General features: G+C 40.8%; 21 protein-coding genes. 3 read left to right on the top strand and 18 right to left on the bottom strand.

Annotation, left to right across the window (positions count from 1 at the left end; translation table 11 throughout):
• Window positions 1-44: 44 nt before the first annotated feature.
• The 7 genes from ISX45_RS02760 to safA form a co-directional block, all read right to left on the bottom strand.
• Window positions 45-494 carry a YlbF/YmcA family competence regulator gene (locus ISX45_RS02760; RefSeq protein ID WP_308806371.1) on the bottom strand — a complete coding sequence of 150 codons (450 nt, stop codon included), beginning with the start codon at window positions 492-494 and terminating at the stop codon, window positions 45-47.
• 203 nt (window positions 495-697) lie between these two features.
• The gene (locus tag ISX45_RS02755) at window positions 698-1,090 is read right to left on the bottom strand and encodes a hypothetical protein (protein ID WP_181555041.1); all 393 of its coding nucleotides are present in this window, start codon (window positions 1,088-1,090) and stop codon (window positions 698-700) included.
• A gap of 38 nt (window positions 1,091-1,128) precedes the next feature.
• Window positions 1,129-1,362, bottom strand: coding sequence for a YlbE-like family protein (locus ISX45_RS02750; RefSeq protein ID WP_181555042.1), 234 nt, complete (start codon window positions 1,360-1,362; stop codon window positions 1,129-1,131).
• Window positions 1,363-1,374: 12 nt separating this feature from the next.
• Window positions 1,375-1,770, bottom strand: a complete 396-nt coding sequence (locus tag ISX45_RS02745; protein WP_181555043.1) for a YlbD family protein — start codon at window positions 1,768-1,770, stop codon at window positions 1,375-1,377.
• A 671-nt stretch (window positions 1,771-2,441) separates the two neighbouring features.
• Entirely contained in the window at window positions 2,442-3,452 is a 1,011-nt protein-coding gene (locus tag ISX45_RS02740) for a CAP domain-containing protein (protein WP_181555044.1), read from the bottom strand.
• A 130-nt stretch (window positions 3,453-3,582) separates the two neighbouring features.
• The gene (locus ISX45_RS02735; protein WP_181555045.1) at window positions 3,583-4,008 is read right to left on the bottom strand and encodes a CBS domain-containing protein; all 426 of its coding nucleotides are present in this window, start codon (window positions 4,006-4,008) and stop codon (window positions 3,583-3,585) included.
• A gap of 22 nt (window positions 4,009-4,030) precedes the next feature.
• Window positions 4,031-4,654 (bottom strand): SafA/ExsA family spore coat assembly protein, encoded by a 624-nt coding sequence (gene safA, locus ISX45_RS02730; RefSeq protein WP_181555046.1) that lies wholly within the window; start codon window positions 4,652-4,654, stop codon window positions 4,031-4,033.
• Between the two features lie 183 nt (window positions 4,655-4,837).
• Between safA and ISX45_RS02725 the strand changes: the two genes are divergently transcribed.
• Complete coding sequence (locus ISX45_RS02725) at window positions 4,838-5,200, top strand: YugN family protein (RefSeq protein WP_194519921.1); 363 nt, start codon at window positions 4,838-4,840, stop codon at window positions 5,198-5,200.
• Between the two features lie 7 nt (window positions 5,201-5,207).
• On the opposite strand, the gene ISX45_RS02720 is transcribed toward ISX45_RS02725, so the two are convergent.
• The 8 genes from ISX45_RS02720 to cyoE form a co-directional block, all read right to left on the bottom strand.
• Window positions 5,208-5,507 carry a hypothetical protein gene (locus ISX45_RS02720; RefSeq protein ID WP_181555048.1) on the bottom strand — a complete coding sequence of 100 codons (300 nt, stop codon included), beginning with the start codon at window positions 5,505-5,507 and terminating at the stop codon, window positions 5,208-5,210.
• A gap of 198 nt (window positions 5,508-5,705) precedes the next feature.
• A complete protein-coding gene (locus ISX45_RS02715; protein WP_181555049.1) occupies window positions 5,706-6,173 on the bottom strand; it encodes a DUF420 domain-containing protein in 468 nt (155 codons plus the stop codon).
• A gap of 113 nt (window positions 6,174-6,286) precedes the next feature.
• A complete protein-coding gene (gene ctaG, locus ISX45_RS02710) occupies window positions 6,287-7,189 on the bottom strand; it encodes a cytochrome c oxidase assembly factor CtaG (protein WP_181555050.1) in 903 nt (300 codons plus the stop codon).
• Window positions 7,190-7,323: 134 nt separating this feature from the next.
• Entirely contained in the window at window positions 7,324-7,656 is a 333-nt protein-coding gene (gene ctaF, locus ISX45_RS02705) for a cytochrome c oxidase subunit IVB (protein ID WP_181555051.1), read from the bottom strand.
• Window positions 7,657-7,660: 4 nt separating this feature from the next.
• A complete protein-coding gene (gene ctaE / locus ISX45_RS02700; RefSeq protein WP_181555052.1) occupies window positions 7,661-8,281 on the bottom strand; it encodes a cytochrome c oxidase subunit III in 621 nt (206 codons plus the stop codon).
• Window positions 8,281-10,149, bottom strand: a complete 1,869-nt coding sequence (ctaD, locus tag ISX45_RS02695) for a cytochrome c oxidase subunit I (RefSeq protein ID WP_181555053.1) — start codon at window positions 10,147-10,149, stop codon at window positions 8,281-8,283. Before ctaD ends, ctaE begins: the two co-directional genes overlap by 1 nt.
• Before the next feature lie 34 nt (window positions 10,150-10,183).
• A complete protein-coding gene (gene coxB, locus ISX45_RS02690; RefSeq protein ID WP_194519920.1) occupies window positions 10,184-11,251 on the bottom strand; it encodes a cytochrome c oxidase subunit II in 1,068 nt (355 codons plus the stop codon).
• 77 nt (window positions 11,252-11,328) lie between these two features.
• Window positions 11,329-12,255, bottom strand: coding sequence for a heme o synthase (gene cyoE, locus ISX45_RS02685; RefSeq protein ID WP_181555055.1), 927 nt, complete (start codon window positions 12,253-12,255; stop codon window positions 11,329-11,331).
• Between the two features lie 421 nt (window positions 12,256-12,676).
• Here cyoE and ISX45_RS02680 point away from each other — a divergent pair, with 421 nt between their 5' ends.
• A complete protein-coding gene (locus ISX45_RS02680; protein WP_181555056.1) occupies window positions 12,677-13,642 on the top strand; it encodes a COX15/CtaA family protein in 966 nt (321 codons plus the stop codon).
• A 188-nt stretch (window positions 13,643-13,830) separates the two neighbouring features.
• Here the strand turns inward: ISX45_RS02680 and pyc are convergent, their stop codons facing one another.
• From pyc to ISX45_RS02665, 3 genes are all read right to left on the bottom strand, one after another.
• Window positions 13,831-17,274: a pyruvate carboxylase gene (gene pyc / locus ISX45_RS02675; RefSeq protein ID WP_181555057.1), complete on the bottom strand. Its 3,444-nt coding sequence runs from the start codon at window positions 17,272-17,274 to the stop codon at window positions 13,831-13,833.
• A gap of 67 nt (window positions 17,275-17,341) precedes the next feature.
• Window positions 17,342-18,562 (bottom strand): FtsW/RodA/SpoVE family cell cycle protein, encoded by a 1,221-nt coding sequence (locus ISX45_RS02670; protein ID WP_194519919.1) that lies wholly within the window; start codon window positions 18,560-18,562, stop codon window positions 17,342-17,344.
• A 123-nt stretch (window positions 18,563-18,685) separates the two neighbouring features.
• Window positions 18,686-18,973 (bottom strand): Fpa/YlaN family protein, encoded by a 288-nt coding sequence (locus ISX45_RS02665; RefSeq protein WP_181555243.1) that lies wholly within the window; start codon window positions 18,971-18,973, stop codon window positions 18,686-18,688.
• 154 nt (window positions 18,974-19,127) lie between these two features.
• Between ISX45_RS02665 and ISX45_RS02660 the strand changes: the two genes are divergently transcribed.
• Entirely contained in the window at window positions 19,128-19,625 is a 498-nt protein-coding gene (locus ISX45_RS02660; protein ID WP_181555059.1) for a peptidyl-prolyl cis-trans isomerase, read from the top strand.
• Window positions 19,626-19,637 lie beyond the last annotated feature (12 nt).

Here is a 19,637-nt window from a genome sequence, read left to right as displayed (position 1 = left end):
TTCCCCTTTTTGTCATTGCATTTCGACATAGATCTATTTTATGTTTATGTGCGACAGCCGCAACTTCCTCCTGCTCCGCACCCGCCTGAACAACTTGATAATGAAGTGAAGTACGGATTTCCTGTCGGCACTTTGATTTGCTCAGATACAGCTTTTCCAAGCAACACGCTAATTTCATCTAATAACGATTGCAATGCGTTTTCCGCTTTTTTAAAAGCGGCTACCGTTTCATGAAAATCAAGCTCCCTTTTCACCTCACGTATCTCTTTCATGACCGTGTGGTAATCAGGATGATATTTGCCAAAGCGTTGCACTTCCTCATATCGCTCTTTCGCTTTTGTAAAACGTGCAATAAGCTCTTGGGCAACGCGATCACTCTTTAATCGTTGCAAGCAGTGGCGATATTGCTCGGCCAATTCGGACTGAACAATCATTTTTCCCAATAACTCGGCTTTATTTAAAATCTCGAGCCGCTCGAGCGTTGCAATCATCACGTGAATTTCGCACCTCCAATATAATCATATCACGAGAACAGTAAATAAGAAAAGCAAAGCGGCAAGTTTGGCTGTCAAAGTTCACCATTGAAGTGCTTGACACCCCGGAGCAAGCTGATCGGGCGCTTGCACTAAACAGCTCTTTTAAAATTATACTTTCTTATCATTAAAAAAAGTCTGACCTATTTGTCAGACCTTCCTTGCTAAGAAATATTCACCTCAAATTCATGGGACAAGCTTGATTTCCTCCCACCATCATCAACGAGTTCTAATCGAATCGTATGTTTTCCTGTAGGCAATCCTCTTATCACAAATGCCGCTGTAAACACTTCGTTAATTTTCTTTCCATTTAAGTATACATCGATATGTCCAGCACCTTTTTGAAATGTAAACCCGGTAACAATACACTCAACAAATACGTCTTTTCCCTTTATTTCATGTTTAACATGCATCGGACTGGTGGGCTGATGCTGAGAAACGACCGGAACAATTCTATTCGAATTCGTTTCTGGTTCTGGCTTATCATTTCCGCATGCTGTCATTATTAAAAGAAAAAATAAAGAGAATACCGTTATGATTCGTTTTCGCAAAGACATCACTCCTTTACGAAGTAGTCTTTGCGTTTTTTCAAAAATTAATCGCGCATCTCTTGAAGCATATGAAGCATTAATGAAGCCATTTGCAACGAATTGACTATTTTTTCTACTTTATGCGGAATTGTTTGTTCATAATAATGAAGGGCGGCAAGCTCGAACGACTGTAGTTCGTTTGGAAAGCGTGAAAGCGTTCGATACCAACGCGGCTGCTCACGAATAAAATTTTTTAACATCGCCTTTGCTTGAATATACTGCATAACTTCCTTTCTCATCCGCTAATACCTCTAGTCCTTTCGAAATGAAAATGGATGTTGGTCATGGGGAAGAGTCCCTGATGGCTGAGATTGCTTCATTCCTTGAAACTGTCCGATGACATTTTGAATGGCCGTAATCGCTTGTTGAACATTAGCAATATGTTGTTGCATTTCATTGACATCCATATTTTTTATCGTTGACACAATTTTATTGATAACGCTGTTCATTTTTTCAGTTTGGTCAACTTTTTCATTCTTTTCATTTTTATACTTTTCCCAAATTTCATCATCTTCCCCGAACAAATACCATTCCTCATAAAACTCTTTCCATGTTTTTTGGCCGTTACGCACTTCTTGAATAATTTTCGGATGTTTTTTGACAAACCGTTTAAATTTCTCTACTGAAGGATGTAGATTTTTTGCCACACTCCCTCTACCCCCTCTTGTTTAATCAACACGTATCTATCATATACTATCAAAAAAATGCATATGGCGTGCGCCCATTTTTCGATACGATGTGAGCAAAAATTATTTTTACTATATGACACTTCCGCTAAGGAGCAAGCTGATTTCTTCGGAATCAGTGGGACTCTTTGAAGTAGACGGAAGTCCATTTCCGGCATCCGTAGTTCTCAAAATGCAGAGTGTGCCATTCCTCCTCCCACAGCACTTCCGTAGGCTAATGACCCATAGCTTACGTACCACTGCTACAGGAGTTTTTCTGTGTATCGAGCCATTAGGCTGTCTAAAGACGGTCCTTTCTCAATCAAAACCGGTTCATCCCAACGCTAAAGCCGATGGACTTTCTCGGCTGTTTTCTGTAAAGAAAGGAATTTTATCACCGTTGGCTTCATCTCGGAAATATGTACGAAAAAACCTAGGGCAAAGGAACGATTAAGAACATTCAAGAGAAAAAAGAACGATATTACCATGATCATCGCATACAGGAAGATCCTTTGTTATAATATGGAAATGAAAAATGAAAGCTTGAATGCAAATTCCAATTATCGATTCGTCCCCAAGCCCTTTCTTTCGCATCGGTGAAACGATTATTATTATGGGGGATTGAAAAAAACGGATTGCCGCTAGTCACTTCACTACCACGGTTTAAGGAAATTTTGTGTATAATATTTGTCAGCCACTCCAACACCGAGATGGGTAAATTGTCCGTTTAATAGTGTTTCGCGATGACTTTTGCTATTTAACCAACCTTCAACAGCAGCAATGGCATCAATATGCTGCGCAGCAATATTCTCACCGGCCATCTGAAATTTGATTCCTGCTGATAACAGTCGATCTTTTAAATCACCGCGGGTCGGTGATTCATGAGAAAAATACCTGTTTTCCTTCATATCTTTACTATGCTCATAAGCAACTTGTGCCGTTTTCTCGTGCCAATGCAGCGGCTTTACGCCATAGCGCTGGCGAATCACATTCGTAATATCAAAAATCTGGTAGGCATTAGCCATTTCGACCTTCTTTCGCTCTTCCGGTGATAAAGGCGATGCAGACGGTAAAGTACCTCGATAAACAAGTTCATATGGTCGCAGTTTTACGAGCGTTTCTCCATTCATTAACCGAATACTGGAAACTTTTCCGGTAAAACGATCAATATAAAGTTGTACATAGACGTTAGAAACTTTTACAATCGGCTGGGAAGCGAGATCCTGTTCCGATAGCTCAAAACGGTAAGTACCCGTACGCAATGATACATCTACATTCGAGGGTATCGGAACTTTGTTAAATACTTCTTGAAGCGGTTGACCGATTCGAAATGGCTTTACATTGACTTGTTCTCCACAGGTAAAAGCCGTCACAGCGCGACCAGCCCTGATGCCGATTTGCAAATACGTGTTAGCATGTTTATTATAAATCCACCACTTATAACCATACGCTGAATCATCGATTCGTGTTGGCTGCCCGAATTGTTTTTTTACATCTTCTTCCGTTTTTCCAATAATAGTCAAAAGACCGTTAACCACCTTCGGCTCTTTTATTGGATGATCCTTTGTCTCGCTCTTTTGAGGCGGGCTTAGCGGTGGTGTTGCGCTCGGAACAAAATAGTAAAATCCTATGATAAACAATAAAATAAACAAAAACCATTTCATAGGGCAACACTCACTTTCCTCATAAAATCCCTTATTGTCATTATATCCGTTTTTTTCGAGTGGACAAACGTAAAAAACGAAATTCCCCTTTTTACAAGGGGAATTCCATTCATCCAAACATCGTTTTTATCTAGTGCAGCTGGTTCTGTTCCGAAATTTCGCTTAAAGCACGACCAGCCCTTTCATCTGAATAGCGGTTCGTTGCTAAATCACCAAGTGAAACAATCCCGACAAGCTTTCCATTCTCGACAACAGGCAAGCGACGAATTTGATGTTGTGCCATTTGCTCTGCCGCCTCTTCAACGGATGTATCCGGTGATACCGTAATCAAATGTTCACTCATTACTTCGGTAACCTGACTAGAACCTGGTCGCTTCTCAGCTATTCCGCGCACTACTAAATCACGATCAGTAATCATGCCAATTAATTGACCATTTTCAACAATAGGAATCGCTCCGACATTTAAATCTCGCATTTTTACTGCCACTTCATATACGTTATCAAGCGGTGTACAACACTCTACATTCGTTGCCATTACGTCACGTACTGTTTGCATTTTTTCCTCTCCTTTTCATCACCTATTTGCCAATGAACATTTGCGTCCAATAATGTCCGTAAGAACCGCCTTTGGCATAGCCGACGCCGATATGTGTAAAGTCTTTTTTCAAAATGTTCGCACGATGTCCCGGACTATTCATCCAAGCATTGACTACTTCTTGTGGTGTACGTTGACCAGCTGCAATATTCTCTCCTGCTGTACGATAACTAATTCCAAAGTTTTTCATCATCGTAAATGGTGAACCATACGTCGGTGAATCGTGCTGAAAATAATTTTTATCGCGCATATCCGCTGATTTATAGCGAGCGACCCGAGCTAATTGCCAGTCGATTTGTAGTGGCGGCAGTCCGTATTTAGCCCTCTCTTGGTTCGTTAAACGCACAACTTCGTTTTCAATTTGTTTGACATCGTTTAAAATCGGAACATATACTTTTTGTCCAGGATAAATTAAATTTGGGTTAGGAAATTGCGGATTGGCTTCAATAATTTCCGATAACCCAACTTGATAACGAACAGAAATTTTCCATAAAGTATCCCCCGGTCGGACAATATATGTAGTTGTCCCTTGACCATAAGCATTTTGTGGAATACTTACACTCAATAACATCGCACTAAACAAACATGCCAGCAAATACTTTTTCATTTTTTACTCTTCCTCCTTTCTCCCTTTAGTTTCACCAAAATAATGAGCGCATATAAATTTTTTTATTATCACCAATAATGAAGTATTGATTGAAAGTTGAACGCTTTCATACTATTATAAATGAAGAGGTGTTTCGTTTTTCCATTTTTCAGGACATTGTTTGTTTGATAGGAGGAATATAAGATGAGATTTGAAAATACTGGAATCGAAAATCAGACAGCGGAATTATCTCGTTTAGACGATTTAATGGAAGAATTAGGATTTGTAAGAGCGGGCCAATGGGATTACGAACGAGTTACATACGATCGAAAATTTGAAATTAAAAATGACGTTTATTATCTTCGCGTTCAAGGCTACGCTATTGAGGGTGATGTCGATTCCCGCTATGCGCTTATTAAGTTACTTACCCCAATCCTTGGGAAATATTACTATCCACACGGCGTAGAGTATGGCGAAGACGAAAACTTCCCTTCTTCATTAGTTAGTCAATGCCAAAATATTTTAGCTCAAGTAAAAGAGGGGCTAACAAAAATTCAAAACGCATGAGAAAATCTCATGCGTTTGTTATAAGTCGTTTGACTATAAGATGCACATGTTCTACGGTAAAAGGAGTCATTGCTGCAATTTCGTCCATAATCTGCTTTTGCAGCTCTGTACATAGCGGAATAATGGAAGCACCGTACCTTATTGCTAATGCAATCCTCACCGTGCAGCAAGAATGGGTATGAAAAAAAATCTCCACCGTCGTTTCTTCCACAGCAATCTCGCTTTTTTCATTTAAACACATCATAATAATTGTCAATAATGTGGAGTGGGCCACACTCGGTCGCCGAAATCGAACTGTTCCCTTCATTCCTCCCCCTCCATACCGTACAGATGGTCGAACAACATTTTTATATTTATATGCACTTTGCTATTCTTTGTTTACTCTAGAAAATAAGAAAAGGGCAAGCGTTCTGCTAGGTGCAGTGGATCAATATTCTCTGCCTAGCGTTTCAGTCTACATTTATACTATTTATAAGGAAAAAACCCGACACATTTCGTCGGGTTACTAAAATCCTAAGATCGCTTTAATCATGGAAGTTGTTTCGCCACCGTGATAAAACACATAAAGAAGCAAATATACAACTACGCCAGTAATCGCTGTAAAAAACCAAATCACACTCGTAATCGGACCTAACCGTTTATGTCTAATGAGATTACTTTTTAATCCTGATAAAATCGTAACAAGGCCAAAAACAGCTCCAGCCGTCGCTAAACAAATATGAAATATTAAGAAAATGGTGTAGTAAATTTTGACGCTTTCGGGACCACCGAAGCTGGTATTCCCAATAAATACGGTTCTTGATACATAAATGATAAAAAACAATAGCGCAAACAACGCTGCCCATAACATCACTTTTTTATGTGCTTCGATTTTTCGTTGGCGTATTAAATACCATCCGTACCCCACCAACGCTGCACTAATAACAATACAGCTCGTACTAATCGTCGGCAAAATCGGTAATGAATGCTCCATACCTTTTCCTCACTTTATCTTGTCATACTATTAACGTATCTTATTTTAGTAAACATTCCATGTTTTTTCAATAAAAAATCTTGTACATCCGATAGGTGAAAGACAAATGATGCTTATGATTCAGAAAGATGAGACGATACAGCAGTTTCCAATTGTTCCTTCTCGCGCTCTTTTTGATACCATTCCATAAAAATGAAAAAGAGCATCGTCCCATACACAATTTCTTGAATAATTTTCATAAGTACTCCGCCGAGCTGCTGATCATGAATAAGCGGCATTGAAAGGAACATCTGCGGTCCCGTTAATTCAAGAGAAGCTAATGTTCCGGCCGGAACGCAAAGATGAAGCGCGTTCAGCCATGTTTGCGGATCGTAGTAAGTCGCATATAGCGGCTTATCGGCGAAAATAATTAATGCGCATGCGGGTGTGATCAAGATACCGTTTGCAAAAATATATACGACCTTTTTAATTCCCGTAAGCGTCTGCCAATCAGATAATTTATTAACTAAAGGCCACCACATCATGAGTGCCGCAAAGAAAATGACTGTTGTAACTGCAGCGTGTAAAAATATATTTGTTTTAACAATATCGAAAATGAACGGAACGTGATAAAAAGAGAAAAGTGCATTAAATAAAATAAGTGAGATAAGCGGCTTTGTAAAAAATGCGACCGTTCTCTTTACCGCTTTTATACGAAACATACGCTCAAACATCCAATTTGGAATTCCTAAAATGAGTAACTGGGGAATAATTAAGTTTAATACCGCCATTTGTGTCATATGGGCACTAAACATCAAATGCCCCAGCAAATCAAGCGGCGAGCCTTTGCAAATATAAAGCAGCACAATGCCCACGACAAAGTATGCTTTCTGCTTGTTCGTTGGTGGTCCTTCGTTTGTAAAACGAGTGCGCCAGGGCCCCACTATCATAAAATACAGCCATGTAATCAGCAATAGCGATATAAGGAAAAAGGGGCTCCATAGCGCAACAAAACCAAACATGCTTAATGATATCATGGATATTTTCACCTCAATTCTTTCCCTTTCATTATACTACACTCATATCGTTTGTCTATTGTTAAGCGCTATCAATCAACCTGCTTGCACAATAAAAAAGGAAATCAGCAAAAACTGATTTCCTCCATTATTTATTACCACCAAACAATCGTCATAAACGCCCAAATCGTCAAAAATGCCACAAACACACCGGCATAAAGAAACACTGACGGAACTTCATGACCTTTATGGCTCATATGCATAAAATAATACAATTGAAACGCAACTTGCACAGCTGCAAGAAGAAGAATAAATGGAACTGAAAACCAAGGTGAAAATTTGTCATAGCCAACCGCAAAAAATGCAATAAGAGTTAAGAAAATCATCAACACAAATGAAATCACTTGGTGTTTCATATCTTCCGCATTTTTCTTGCGGCGATACGCTAAGTCCACATTTGGGTTTCCTGAATTTGTATGCTGTTCCATACAATCACCCCACCATTCCCATTAAGTATACAACCGTGAAAATGAACACCCATACAACGTCAATGAAGTGCCAATAAAGGCTTGCTACATAAAACTTCGGTGCGTTGTACAGATTTAAACCACGCTTTGCGTTGCGAATCATAAGCGTCAATATCCATAATAAACCAAAAGTTACGTGAGCTCCGTGCGTACCAACTAGCGTATAGAAAGAAGAAGAAAAGGCACTTGTTGAAAATTTAAATCCTTCATGCACATACTCATTGAACTCGAAAATCTCTAACCCTAAGAAGCCTGCACCCAACAGTACCGTAACGCCAAGCCATAGTTGCATTTTCTTAAAGTCAAAGTTTTTCATGTGATACATCGCGTAAACGCTCGTTAAACTACTTGTTAATAACAGCATTGTTGCAACAAATACGAGCGGCATTTTGAATAATTCCTCTGCAGTCGGACCGTTAGCCGTTTTATCCCGCAACGCTAAGAAAGTGGCGAAGAGGGAGGCGAACATTACTGTTTCGCCACCCAAGAAAGTCCAAAATCCGATAAACTTATTTTTCCCTTCGAGGGTTGCTTTTTCAGGCGATGCAGGGAATGTTTCAGCCGTTAATTTTTCTTCAACGTGCATTATGCCTTAACCCCCTTGTTTTCAGCTTCAAGAATCTCTTCTTTATGAATATGGAAGCCATGGTCATCGATGACTGAACGTAAGAACATGGAGCCAAGCGTAATCAATAAACCAGCGATTCCTACGAACAAGCTCCAAGAATGCTGCTTATGATACATGAAGCCAAACGCTGCAATAAATAAACCAAGCGAAATGATAAACGGTAAAATTGAAGGGTTAGGCATATGAATATCACCAAGCGGTTCTGCTGGTGTTAAGCCTTTTCTACCTTCCATCTTCTCTATCCAGTAAGCATCTAAACCACGCACAAGAGGAGTTTGTGCAAAGTTATATTCTGGCGGCGGAGAAGCGACTGCCCACTCAAGCGTACGTCCATCTCCCCATGCATCTGCATCCGCTTTCTTTCCTTTTACTGTTGTAACAACAATGTTTATTAAAAGAACAACCGTTGCTGTTGCCATGAAGAACGCACCGATCGTACTAATTAAGTTGCCCGTTTCCCATCCTTGGCCAGGTAAATACGTAAATACGCGGCGTGGCATTCCCATTAATCCAAGGAAATGTTGGATAAAGAATGTTAAATGGAATCCGATAAAGAATAACCAGAATGTTACTTTACCAAGCTTCTCGCTTAACATTTTACCAAACATTTTTGGCCACCAGTAATGAGCGCCTGCCAAGAGTCCAAATACGACCCCACCAACGATTACGTAGTGGAAGTGTGCAACGACGAAATAGCTGTCGTGATATTGATAGTCTGCTGCTGCTGCCGCGTTCATAACCCCCGTTACTCCCCCCATAACGAAAGAAGGGATAAACGCAACCGCATATAACATCGGTGTTGTAAAGCGGATGTTTCCGCCCCACATTGTAAATAGCCAGTTAAAGATTTTAATACCAGTAGGAACTGCAATCGCCATTGTAGCAACTGCAAAAATTGCGTTTGCTACTGGTCCTAAACCAGCTGTGAACATATGATGAGCCCACACCATGAATCCTAAAAAGCCGATTAATACAGTTGCAAATACCATTGAAGAATATCCGAATAAACGCTTTTTAGAGAAAGTCGCAAAAATTTCCGAGAAAATACCGAATGCTGGTAATACTAAAATATATACTTCCGGATGACCGAAAATCCAGAATAAGTGCTCCCAAATAATCGTATTTCCGCCCGCAGCCGGGTCAAAGAAGTTTCCGCCAAATAATCGATCCATCATCATTAAAATTAAACCAACCGTCAATGGCGGGAACGCAAATAAGATTAACGCAGAAGCAACGAATGTTGTCCAAGTAAACAGCGGCATACGCATGTATGTCATACCTGGAGCACGCATAGTCACGATTGTTACAAGGAAGTTAATACCACCAATTAATGTACCGAACCCTGAAATCTGTAAACCTAATACGTAAAAGTCAATTCCGTGTCCCGGTGATTCTAATGATAAAGAAGCATAAGATGTCCACCCCGCATCAGGAGCACCACCTAAAAACCAAGAACAGTTGAGGAATACACCTCCAAAGAAAAACAACCAGAAGCCTAATGCATTTAAAAATGGAAACGCAACGTCGCGTGCACCAATTTGAATCGGTACAACGGCGTTCATCATCGCAAACACGAGCGGCATGGCTGCCAAGAAAATCATTGTCGTACCGTGCATCGTCAAAATTTGGTTATACAGTCCGCCGACTACGAAATCATTATTAGGAACAGCAAGCTGGATACGAATAAGCAGCGCTTCAACGCCACCCGCTAGGAAGAAAATACCACCAGCAATTAAGTAAAGGATGGCGATTTTTTTATGGTCAACCGTTGTAAGGTAGTCCCATATTACGGCACCGACACCCTTTTTACGAGCTAACGTACTCACGATTTAACCTCCCTTTTTATATAAATCCCCTTCATTACTCGACTTTTAGACTCATTAAATATTTCGTCAGAGCATTAATTTGCTCATCAGTCAAGTTTCCATATGTACCCGCCATTTTATTCCCTGGTTTCACACTATTAGGATCTTTCAACCATTTTTTTAAGTTGGCTTCAGTATGATCTAAAATACCAGCAATGCGTTCGCGATCGCCAAAGTTTGCTAAGTTTGGCGCCGTACGAGCTTGTTCTGGGCGCTTGTCAACCGGAGTAACGGCATGACACCCAATACAGCTTTTATTGAAGATTTCTTCACCTTGTTTAGCAACTGGATCAGTTACAACAGGCTTAGCGTGTTTCATTTTTTCTACCCATTGATCAAATTCTTTTCTAGGCAACGCTTTTACTTTAAAGTCCATTAACGCGTGCGACGGACCGCAAAGCTCCGCACATTTTCCGAAGAAAATACCGCCCGCTTTGTCTGCCGCCTTTTGGTCAAATTCTAACCAAAATTGGTTTTTATTCTCTGTGTTTGTATCCATTTTTCCGCCGACGGCTGGAATCCAGAACGAGTGTTTTACGTCAGATGATTTTAAGTTAAAATACACTCGCTGGTTTGTCGGAACAACTAAATCTTGGCTTGTAATAATGCCGTAGTCAGGGTATTCGAATTCCCACCAATAAAGATTCGCACGAACATTGACCACAACGGTATTTTTGTCGCGCTTCTCCTTATTCATTGGCTTCACATCAGCAAGCTTAAATGTTGCAGAAACCGTCGGAACTGCCAAAATAATTAAAAGTAAAATCGGAATGACAGTCCAAATAATTTCAAGCTTATGGCTTCCTTCCACTTGCTTTGGAATTTTCTTTTCTTCACCTTTACGTTGCCGGAAGCGAATGACAACGTATACAAAGATAATCGTGACAACAATAATTACAAGAACCATAATGGCCGTACTGAGCAGCATAAGTGAATACTGCATATGTGCTACTTCACCGGCTGGCTGAAGCGTCGATAAAAACGGCTTGCCACAGCCAGCTAATAGAAGCGCCATTACACTAAAAAGAGAAAATAAGCGCCAATTGAGTAGCCATTTTTTCATAGCCTAATCAAACCCCTCTTTCTTTAAATATATATAAATTCTTTCTCTGAAGTATTAGAAAGAATTATAAACAAGCTTTAGTCAATCGTGACAATGACCATCGTAACAAATAAAATTGTTAAATAATTTAACGAATAGATAAACATCCATTTTGCCCATTTAATGTCATCTTTCATTTTAAATCCGTAAAGTCCTAAAACAAGCCAACCCACATTTAATAACGTAGCAATGATTAAAAATGGGACGCCTAGAGAAAACAAATAAAATGGAAGTGGCAATAAGCAAGCAACCCAAACGACAATTTGCCGCTTTGTCATCGCAAAACCATGAACGACTGGCAACATTGGAATTCCTGCAGCGCGATACTCCTCGCAACGCTTCATCGCCAAAGCTAAGAAATGAGGTGGCTGCCATAAAAACATTAGCAAGAATAAAACGAGCGGAACCACATGGAAGTGCGGGTCAACTGCTGTCCAACCAATCACAGGAGGTACCGCACCAGAAACGCTCCCAATCACTGTATTTAACGTGTAATTCCGCTTAGACCACATCGTATATAAAAATACGTATGTGATAACGCCAATCAATCCAACGATAGCTGCTGTTACCGTTGTCATTAACAAGCTAAGCGTTCCCACGACCGTAAGAAGAATGCCTAGCCATAGGACACGCTTTGGATCCATCGTTCCTGTAACAGTCGGTCTTGTTTTCGTCCGCTCCATTAAATGGTCAATATCGCGGTCGATAAAGTTATTTAAGCTACAAGAACCAGCAATGATCAGCGCAGACCCAAAAAGGGTGAAAAACACGATCTGAAGGTTTTCTAGAAAACCTTCTCCCATAAAATAAAAAGCTAGCCATAAACCTGTAAACGTAGTAATTAAATTAGAATTGACAATTCCAATTTTCACAACAGATAAAATTTCTTTCCACACATTTATATGCTCGTGAGGACGTTCATTCGCTTGAACAGTCGCTTCATCGATTGCTCTCGGATTAGCCATGATTCATTCCTCCTTACTGCAGCGTAAAACCATTGCGCCGACTTACCAAAAACTATATATCTTACCGTATTGTAACACATTTTTAAATGAAACGTGTTGTCTCTATATATTAAATCACATTTTCTTGACGAATTGTGAATTTTTTTTGAATAATTTGTGTCAAATTTTCGTAGCAGTGGAAATGGCACGTTATAAATAATAAAAAACGAAAGCGCTTTAATTATATATTTCATTAATATTTCTAGCAAACTTATCGGCAATATTCAAGATTTTTCAATATAATTAAGCGGAGATTTGTTTTTCCAGCAAGATATATTGTAAAATGGTGTTGATTTATGCTAATGTGTTTGGCATAGCTAAACCTATACCTTACTAGATTATTGACATCATTTCGATTTTTCTATACAAGAAGGTGAAGATTTTGCAGCGTTCATTAAAATGGTTTTCCTTATTAACGACATTGGCGATGTTATTTGTGCTGATTGGAGGGGCTTTAGTAACAAAAACTGGATCTGGCATGGGGTGTGGTCGTTCTTGGCCGCTTTGCAACGGCGAGCTTATTCCCTCCACAATTACTCCCGAATTAGTCATCGAGCTTAGCCATCGCGTCGTGTCCGGTCTAGCCGGAGTGATGGTGCTCGTATTATCGGTTTGGGTATGGCGCGCGATTGGGCATATTCGCGAAACAAAGTTTTTAGCGATCGTTTCGTTTGTTTTTCTCGTCCTTCAAGGTTTAATTGGCGCAGCAGCTGTCGTATGGGGACAGTCTGGTTTTGTTCTTGCCTTACATTTTGGAATTTCGCTTATTTCGTTCGCCTCTGTGTTCTTATTGACATTGTTAATTTTTGAAGTCGATAAAAAATTTGATGCCGAATCGTTAGTCATCGATTCAAAAATGAAATTTCATATTTACGGAATTATCGCTTATTGTTATATCGTCGTCTATACAGGCGCGCTTGTGCGTCATAAACATGCGAGCTTAGCGTGTCCTAGTTGGCCACTTTGCTCGAATACGCGCATCATTCCTGTTCAACTTCACGAATGGATTCAAATGGGGCATCGTCTAGCTGCTGGTTTGATTATCATTTGGATTTTCATTGCGACTGTTCGCGCCGTGAAGTATCATAAGCATCAACGCGTGATTTATTGGGGATGGATCGCTGCATTCATTCTTGTATTGTTGCAAATGGGAACCGGCGCACTCATCGTGTTTACAGAATTGAATTTATACGTTGCCTTAGCGCATGCCCTCTTTATCTCTTGTTTATTTGGCGTACTCAGTTATTTAATGCTGCTAGCTGTACGCAGCAAGCGCAATCAGCAACAACAACTGTCATTGAAGCAAGAACAAGAGGTACAAACCATTTCGTCAATGATTGTAAAATAAAAAAAGCGCTGGATGTTTCCAGCGCTTTTTTCTTATCCAGCTCTCCGCTGCCAAATGACCTCCCTCTCGGCGTCAAACACCCCTGCGGATGAAGAACATTTATCTTCAAGGAAGCTAGGATAGCAACATTCACCGCTTACTCGCAGGACGTGGCAGTATTAGGAAAAACTGAACCGCTTTCTCTTTTTTTATTTTGTCAGCTCAATCAGCAAATCACCTGTTTGAATCGCATCTCCATTTTTCACATAAATATCTTTAATAATTCCAGAAAACGGTGCTTGCACCGTCGTTTCCATTTTCATCGCTTCTGTAATCATCAAATGATCGCCCTTGTTTACTTTTTCACCTTTTTCCACTAACACTTTCACGACCGTTCCCGGCATAGTTGCTGCAATATGATTTGGATTCGTTCGATCTGCTTTTACCCGCTCGGCAACGGCTGACTTAATGCTTTCATCGCGAATGATGACTTCACGCGGTTGTCCGTTCAATTCAAAATAGACGACACGCGTGCCATCCGCTTGCGGCTGACCGATGGCGACTAATTTGACAATTAGCGTTTTTCCTTTTTCAATTTCGACTTCAATTTCTTCTCCGAGCCGCATGCCATACAGGAACGTCGGCGTATCAAGAACGGAGATATCACCGAATTTTTCGACCGTTTGTGTATATTCAAGAAATACTTTCGGATAAAGGGCATAGGCGATCGCATCAAAATCCGTTACTTCCCGATCTAACGTATGGAACAATTCTTCTTTAATTTTGTTAAAATCAACTGGCTCTAACAATTCTCCCGGTCTGACCGTAATCGGTTCACGCCCTTTTAAAATGATGCGCTGCAACTCTTTCGGGAAGCCGCCGTGCGGTTGTCCTAAATACCCTTCGAACATTTCGACGACGGAATCCGGAAAATCAAGCGTTTCCCCGCGCTCATAAATATCTTTTTCCGTCAAATTGTTTTGCACCATATAAAGCGCCATATCCCCAACGACCTTAGAAGACGGTGTCACTTTGACAATATCGCCAAACATATCGTTAACGCGGCGATACATTTCTTTTACTTCATCCCAACGGTCTCCGAGTCCGACAGCTTTCGCTTGTTGCTGAAGATTGCTATATTGTCCGCCTGGCATTTCATGCATGTATACTTCCGTATGCGGAGCATTCATGCCGCTTTCAAATTCTTGATAAAACTTGCGAACATCTTCCCAATAACGAGAAAGTTGTTCTAGTCCATTAATGTCGATATGTGGTGCGCGTTCTGTTCCTTCTAACGCGTAATACAACGTATTGGCACTCGGTTGCGATGTTAACCCTGCCATGGAACTAACGGCCACATCAACAATATCGACTCCCGCTTCAATCGCTTTAGCGTACATATAAATGCCGTTTCCGCTCGTGTCATGCGTATGAAGATGAATCGGAATGTCCACCGTTTCTTTTAGCGCAGAAATAAGCACATAGGCCGCTTGCGGCTTTAACAAGCCTGCCATATCCTTAATCGCCAAAATGTGTGCACCGGCTTTCTCTAATTCTTTTGCCAACGATTTATAGTAATCGAGATTATACTTTGGACGCGCCGAGTCTAAAATATCCCCGGTATAACAAATAGCTGCTTCCGCAATTTTTCCGGTTTGTCGAACCGCATCAATCGCAACCGTCATTCCTTTAACCCAGTTTAAACTATCAAAAATGCGGAAGACATCAATGCCGGCATGGGCAGACTTTTCGACAAACTCGCGAATGACATTGTCTGGATAGTTTTTATAACCAACTGCATTGGCCGAACGCAGCAGCATTTGGAACAATACATTTGGAATTCGTTCACGCAACTTCAATAAGCGGTCCCATGGGTCCTCTTTTAAGAAACGATAAGCAACATCGAACGTTGCCCCACCCCACATCTCAAGCGAAAACAAGTTTGGCAATAATCTTGCTGTCGGTTCTGCAATATGAACTAAATCGGTCGTCCGCACTCGCGTTGCCAACAGCGACTGATGCGCATCGCGGAATGTCGTATCTGTTAAAAGCACTCGATTTTGCTCTTTAATCCAAGCGACAAGCCCTTCAGCGCCTTTTTCCTCGAGAATTTGTTTTGTTCCGTTTGGTATCGGCTTAGAATGGTCCACTTTGGGAATACGCGGCTTTTCAAAGACCGGTTTCTTTTTCTTGCCGATTCCCGGAAATCCATTAACCGTTACATTGCCGATATACGTAAGCATTTTCGTACCACGGTCTTTCCGTCTTGGGAAAACAAATAATTCCGGTGACGAATCAATAAATGATGTGTCATACTCTCCTGATAAAAACTTCGGATGTTGAACGACGTTTTCTAAAAACGGGATATTTGTTTTAATGCCACGAATACGGAACTCACGCAAGTTACGGAGCATTTTTCTTGCCGCTTGTTCAAATGTCAATGCCCACGTAGATAATTTTACAAGCAATGAGTCGTAATATGGTGTAATGACTGCTCCTTGGAAGCCATTTCCGGCATCCAGTCGGACACCGAATCCGCCGCCAGAACGGTATGCCATAATTTTGCCGGTATCAGGCATAAAGTTATTTAACGGATCTTCTGTAGTGACACGCGACTGAATTGCATAGCCGTTAATGCGAATATCCTCCTGTTTTGGAATGCCGACTTTCTGGCTATGAAGCGAATGTCCTTCGGCAATGAGAATTTGCGACTGGACGATGTCAATTCCTGTAATCATCTCTGTAATCGTGTGCTCGACTTGAATGCGAGGATTCACTTCGATAAAATAAAACTGGTCGCCAGACACAAGAAACTCTACCGTTCCTGCGTTCACGTAACCGACGTTTTTCATCAATTTGACTGCTGCTTCACAAATGTCATGGCGCAGCTTTTCTGATAGTGAAACGCTCGGTGCGACCTCTACCACTTTTTGATGGCGACGCTGCACGGAACAATCACGTTCATATAAGTGGACGATATTTCCCTCATAGTCCCCAAGAATTTGCACTTCAATATGTTTCGGTTTTTCAATGAGCTTTTCGACGTAAACTTCATCGCTACCGAAAGCGGCTTTTGCTTCCGATTTTGCACGCTCATACGCTTCTTTTACTTCCGCCTTGGAGCGAACAATCCGCATTCCGCGTCCCCCGCCACCTAAAGCAGCTTTGATGATAATCGGATAGCCGTATGCTTCTCCAAAACGAATCACTTCTTCTAAACTAGGCACCGGCCCATCGCTGCCTGGAATGACAGGGATTCCCGCTAATTCCGCTTGATGGCGCGCTTTTACCTTATCGCCGAACATATCTAAATGTTCTTCGTTTGGTCCAATAAAAATAATTCCTTCTTCTGCACAACGTTTCGCAAATTGAATATTTTCGGAAAGAAATCCGTAGCCCGGGTGAATCGCATCGACGTCATGGGCTTTTGCAATTTCAATAATTCCCTCGATATCTAAATATGCTTCGATTGGCTTTTTTCCTTCGCCAACTAAATACGCTTCATCGGCTTTATAGCGATGGTAAGAGCCGGCATCTTCTCTTGAATAAATGGCAACTGTTCGAATGCCGAGCTCATTACACGCACGAAATACACGAATGGCAATTTCACCGCGGTTTGCGACAAGTACTTTGTTGATTCGACGAATTTTCATGACACTTGCTCCTCTCCCTTCTTTCTAATAAAACTATAACGGTTTTTTCAATTTGTAAATACGTTTTCTAAAAAGTCAGACCTCTTTTTTGCAATTTTTTTGTTGGATTCATAGGTTTTGCGTTTTCTTTATACTTCGCTTCATACTTCGTAAACATCGATACGTTCACTAATACACCGAGCGAAATCATAAAAAGAACGAGAGAAGAGCCACCATAACTCACAAGCGGCAGCGGAACGCCAGTAATCGGAATCAGTCCTGTCACCCCGCCGACATTAATGAATGTCTGAATCCCGATCATCGCGGAAACACCAACCGCAATCAAACTGCCAAATGCATCGTTGCACTTTCTCGCAATCCATAATCCGCGTAGCACGATAAATGCTAGTAATCCTAACACAAATGTTACTCCAAACAGCCCTAATTCTTCGGCAATAATCGACATAATAAAGTCCGTATGCGACTCAGGTAAATATCCGTACTTTTGAATACTTTTCCCTAATCCGAGTCCCTTGATTCCTCCTAAACCGATGGCTATATAAGAATTGACTAGCTGAAACCCTTCATCATCAGCGTATTTAAACGGATCTAGAAAGCTATAAATACGCGACATGCGCTCTTTTGAAAAAATTTCATCTCCGATGAACGGGAAGAGAAGCGGAAAAACGACAGCCATAATCATCATAAAAAACAACAATTGTTTCCATAACAAACGGAAGCTCAATCCTGACGAGAGGATTAGGCAGGCAGCAATTAATAAAACAATCGTCGCTGTCCCGAAATCCGGCTGAATCGCAATAAGAAAACAAATAAATAACGTATAATAAATCGGAAATACTTTCGCCCGGGCTGGTTGTGATAGCCTTTTCTGCTTATTGGCAAATACAGCAGCCAAATAAATGATTAATCCCAATTTTGCCAGCTCAGCCGGTTGCATGTTAAAAAAACCTAACTGAAACCAGCTCGTCGCATTGTTCGCCGTATGACCGACGAACGCGACAGCAATCAAAATGACAGGCATTAGAAAAAAAATAAATTGCACAATTTTTTTGTTCGCCCATATTTTATACGGTACAATGAGCGCAAAGAAAAACCCGATCATAGCGATAATCAACCATATTTTTTGTCTTTGATAAAAATAATCGCTTGATACTCCAAAGCGAATAACGGCTGACACCATGCTGGAACTATACACCATAATCAGACCGAACGCTGAAAGCATAAAAATTGCAATAATTAAAGGGTAGTCGTAAGATTTTATAATTTTTTTCATTAACTGCTTATCCATCTTCCCTCTTCCTTACCCACTATTGTACTATAATTAATTCGTAATAAAGTTCGCTTTTCCTTCCAAAAACACAAAAACTCAAACGATTGTCACCATTTCAACCGTTTGAGTTAACGTTTATCATTATCGTACGCGTTTTTTCGTAGAGGCTTCATGAAGCGTCGAAAGCTCCCGTTCTAATGTATCAAGAAGCGCTTTCCCATCTTTTTCATCGACAAGACCTAAGCGAATCGCAAAATCGATTTCACGGGACAACCCAAACATTTGCGTATCAAGCACTTCTTCGTAAAGAGGGCATTGGGGCATTGTTAAGTTATCCATCTGTACTTGAATAAGCTTGACAATTTTATCCGCATCCGATTTTAGAAGCGCGTACGCTTTTTCACGGTAATTCATCGCATCATCTGTCACATCCATCCCTCCGTTCTCCCCTAATCCTTCTATAAATCTTAACGTGAAATGCGGAATTTTGCAAGATGAAAGACTTGTCACGAATGATTGGACATGACAAACGGCTTATTTATCATTATACTAAAAGCAATGAACCGTATAGAGGAGGATCGCCATGGACTACATTATCCCCATTACCGGAAAAGTAAAATTCTCGATTACGCTTGATCCCGGTGTATGGATTTTCGATGACCGAAAAGTCGATTTGCTTACCTATTTTTCTGGCCAAAGCGAGGAAGAACCACAAGAAGAGGATGAAATAAAAAAGATTTCTGCTTATTGGGACCGTGAAATTCAGGAAGGAGCGGTATCACCGCCAACATTAAAGACAGAAAAACGATTTGCGAAGGAAAAAATCATTACAGGAACATTCGCCATGCCCCTTGTACCGTTTTTACGAAATGCTGAGCCGCTTCCAGAAGCAACGACGCTTACAATTGTAACAGAGCATGAGGAAATAACGATTCCACTTGAACAAGCATATGAAGCCATTCTTGGGTTTTCGAAAGACGGAAAACCTTTAAAGGAAGATGGACCTGTCCATTTTTACTTCGGAGATGGTTCGAACCGTGAGAAACCGATTACGCATGTGCGTCAATTCATTGTAGGCTAAATTTGGATGTCT

This window comes from Thermaerobacillus caldiproteolyticus (genome assembly GCF_015326725.1).
Lineage (GTDB): Bacteria > Bacillota > Bacilli > Bacillales > Anoxybacillaceae > Thermaerobacillus > Thermaerobacillus caldiproteolyticus.
This window is presented reverse-complemented; position numbering and strand designations above follow the sequence as displayed.

Excerpts from the sequence above, each read along its gene's own strand:
- ISX45_RS02725 (WP_194519921.1), top strand. The coding sequence starts at position 4,838 with ATGAGATTTGAAAATACTGGAATCGAAAATCAGACAGCGGAATTATCT.
- ctaF (WP_181555051.1), bottom strand. The coding sequence starts at position 7,656 with ATGGAACAGCATACAAATTCAGGAAACCCAAATGTGGACTTAGCGTAT.
- ISX45_RS02670 (WP_194519919.1), bottom strand. The coding sequence starts at position 18,562 with ATGGATAAGCAGTTAATGAAAAAAATTATAAAATCTTACGACTACCCT.
- ISX45_RS02735 (WP_181555045.1), bottom strand. The coding sequence starts at position 4,008 with ATGCAAACAGTACGTGACGTAATGGCAACGAATGTAGAGTGTTGTACA.
- pyc (WP_181555057.1), bottom strand. The coding sequence starts at position 17,274 with ATGAAAATTCGTCGAATCAACAAAGTACTTGTCGCAAACCGCGGTGAA.
- safA (WP_181555046.1), bottom strand. The coding sequence starts at position 4,654 with ATGAAAAAGTATTTGCTGGCATGTTTGTTTAGTGCGATGTTATTGAGT.
- ISX45_RS02715 (WP_181555049.1), bottom strand. The coding sequence starts at position 6,173 with ATGGAGCATTCATTACCGATTTTGCCGACGATTAGTACGAGCTGTATT.
- ctaE (WP_181555052.1), bottom strand. The coding sequence starts at position 8,281 with ATGCACGTTGAAGAAAAATTAACGGCTGAAACATTCCCTGCATCGCCT.
- ctaG (WP_181555050.1), bottom strand. The coding sequence starts at position 7,189 with ATGATATCATTAAGCATGTTTGGTTTTGTTGCGCTATGGAGCCCCTTT.
- ISX45_RS02750 (WP_181555042.1), bottom strand. The coding sequence starts at position 1,362 with ATGAGAAAGGAAGTTATGCAGTATATTCAAGCAAAGGCGATGTTAAAA.
- cyoE (WP_181555055.1), bottom strand. The coding sequence starts at position 12,255 with ATGGCTAATCCGAGAGCAATCGATGAAGCGACTGTTCAAGCGAATGAA.
- ISX45_RS02720 (WP_181555048.1), bottom strand. The coding sequence starts at position 5,507 with ATGAAGGGAACAGTTCGATTTCGGCGACCGAGTGTGGCCCACTCCACA.
- ISX45_RS02755 (WP_181555041.1), bottom strand. The coding sequence starts at position 1,090 with ATGTCTTTGCGAAAACGAATCATAACGGTATTCTCTTTATTTTTTCTT.
- ISX45_RS02740 (WP_181555044.1), bottom strand. The coding sequence starts at position 3,452 with ATGAAATGGTTTTTGTTTATTTTATTGTTTATCATAGGATTTTACTAT.
- ISX45_RS02660 (WP_181555059.1), top strand. The coding sequence starts at position 19,128 with ATGGACTACATTATCCCCATTACCGGAAAAGTAAAATTCTCGATTACG.
- coxB (WP_194519920.1), bottom strand. The coding sequence starts at position 11,251 with ATGAAAAAATGGCTACTCAATTGGCGCTTATTTTCTCTTTTTAGTGTA.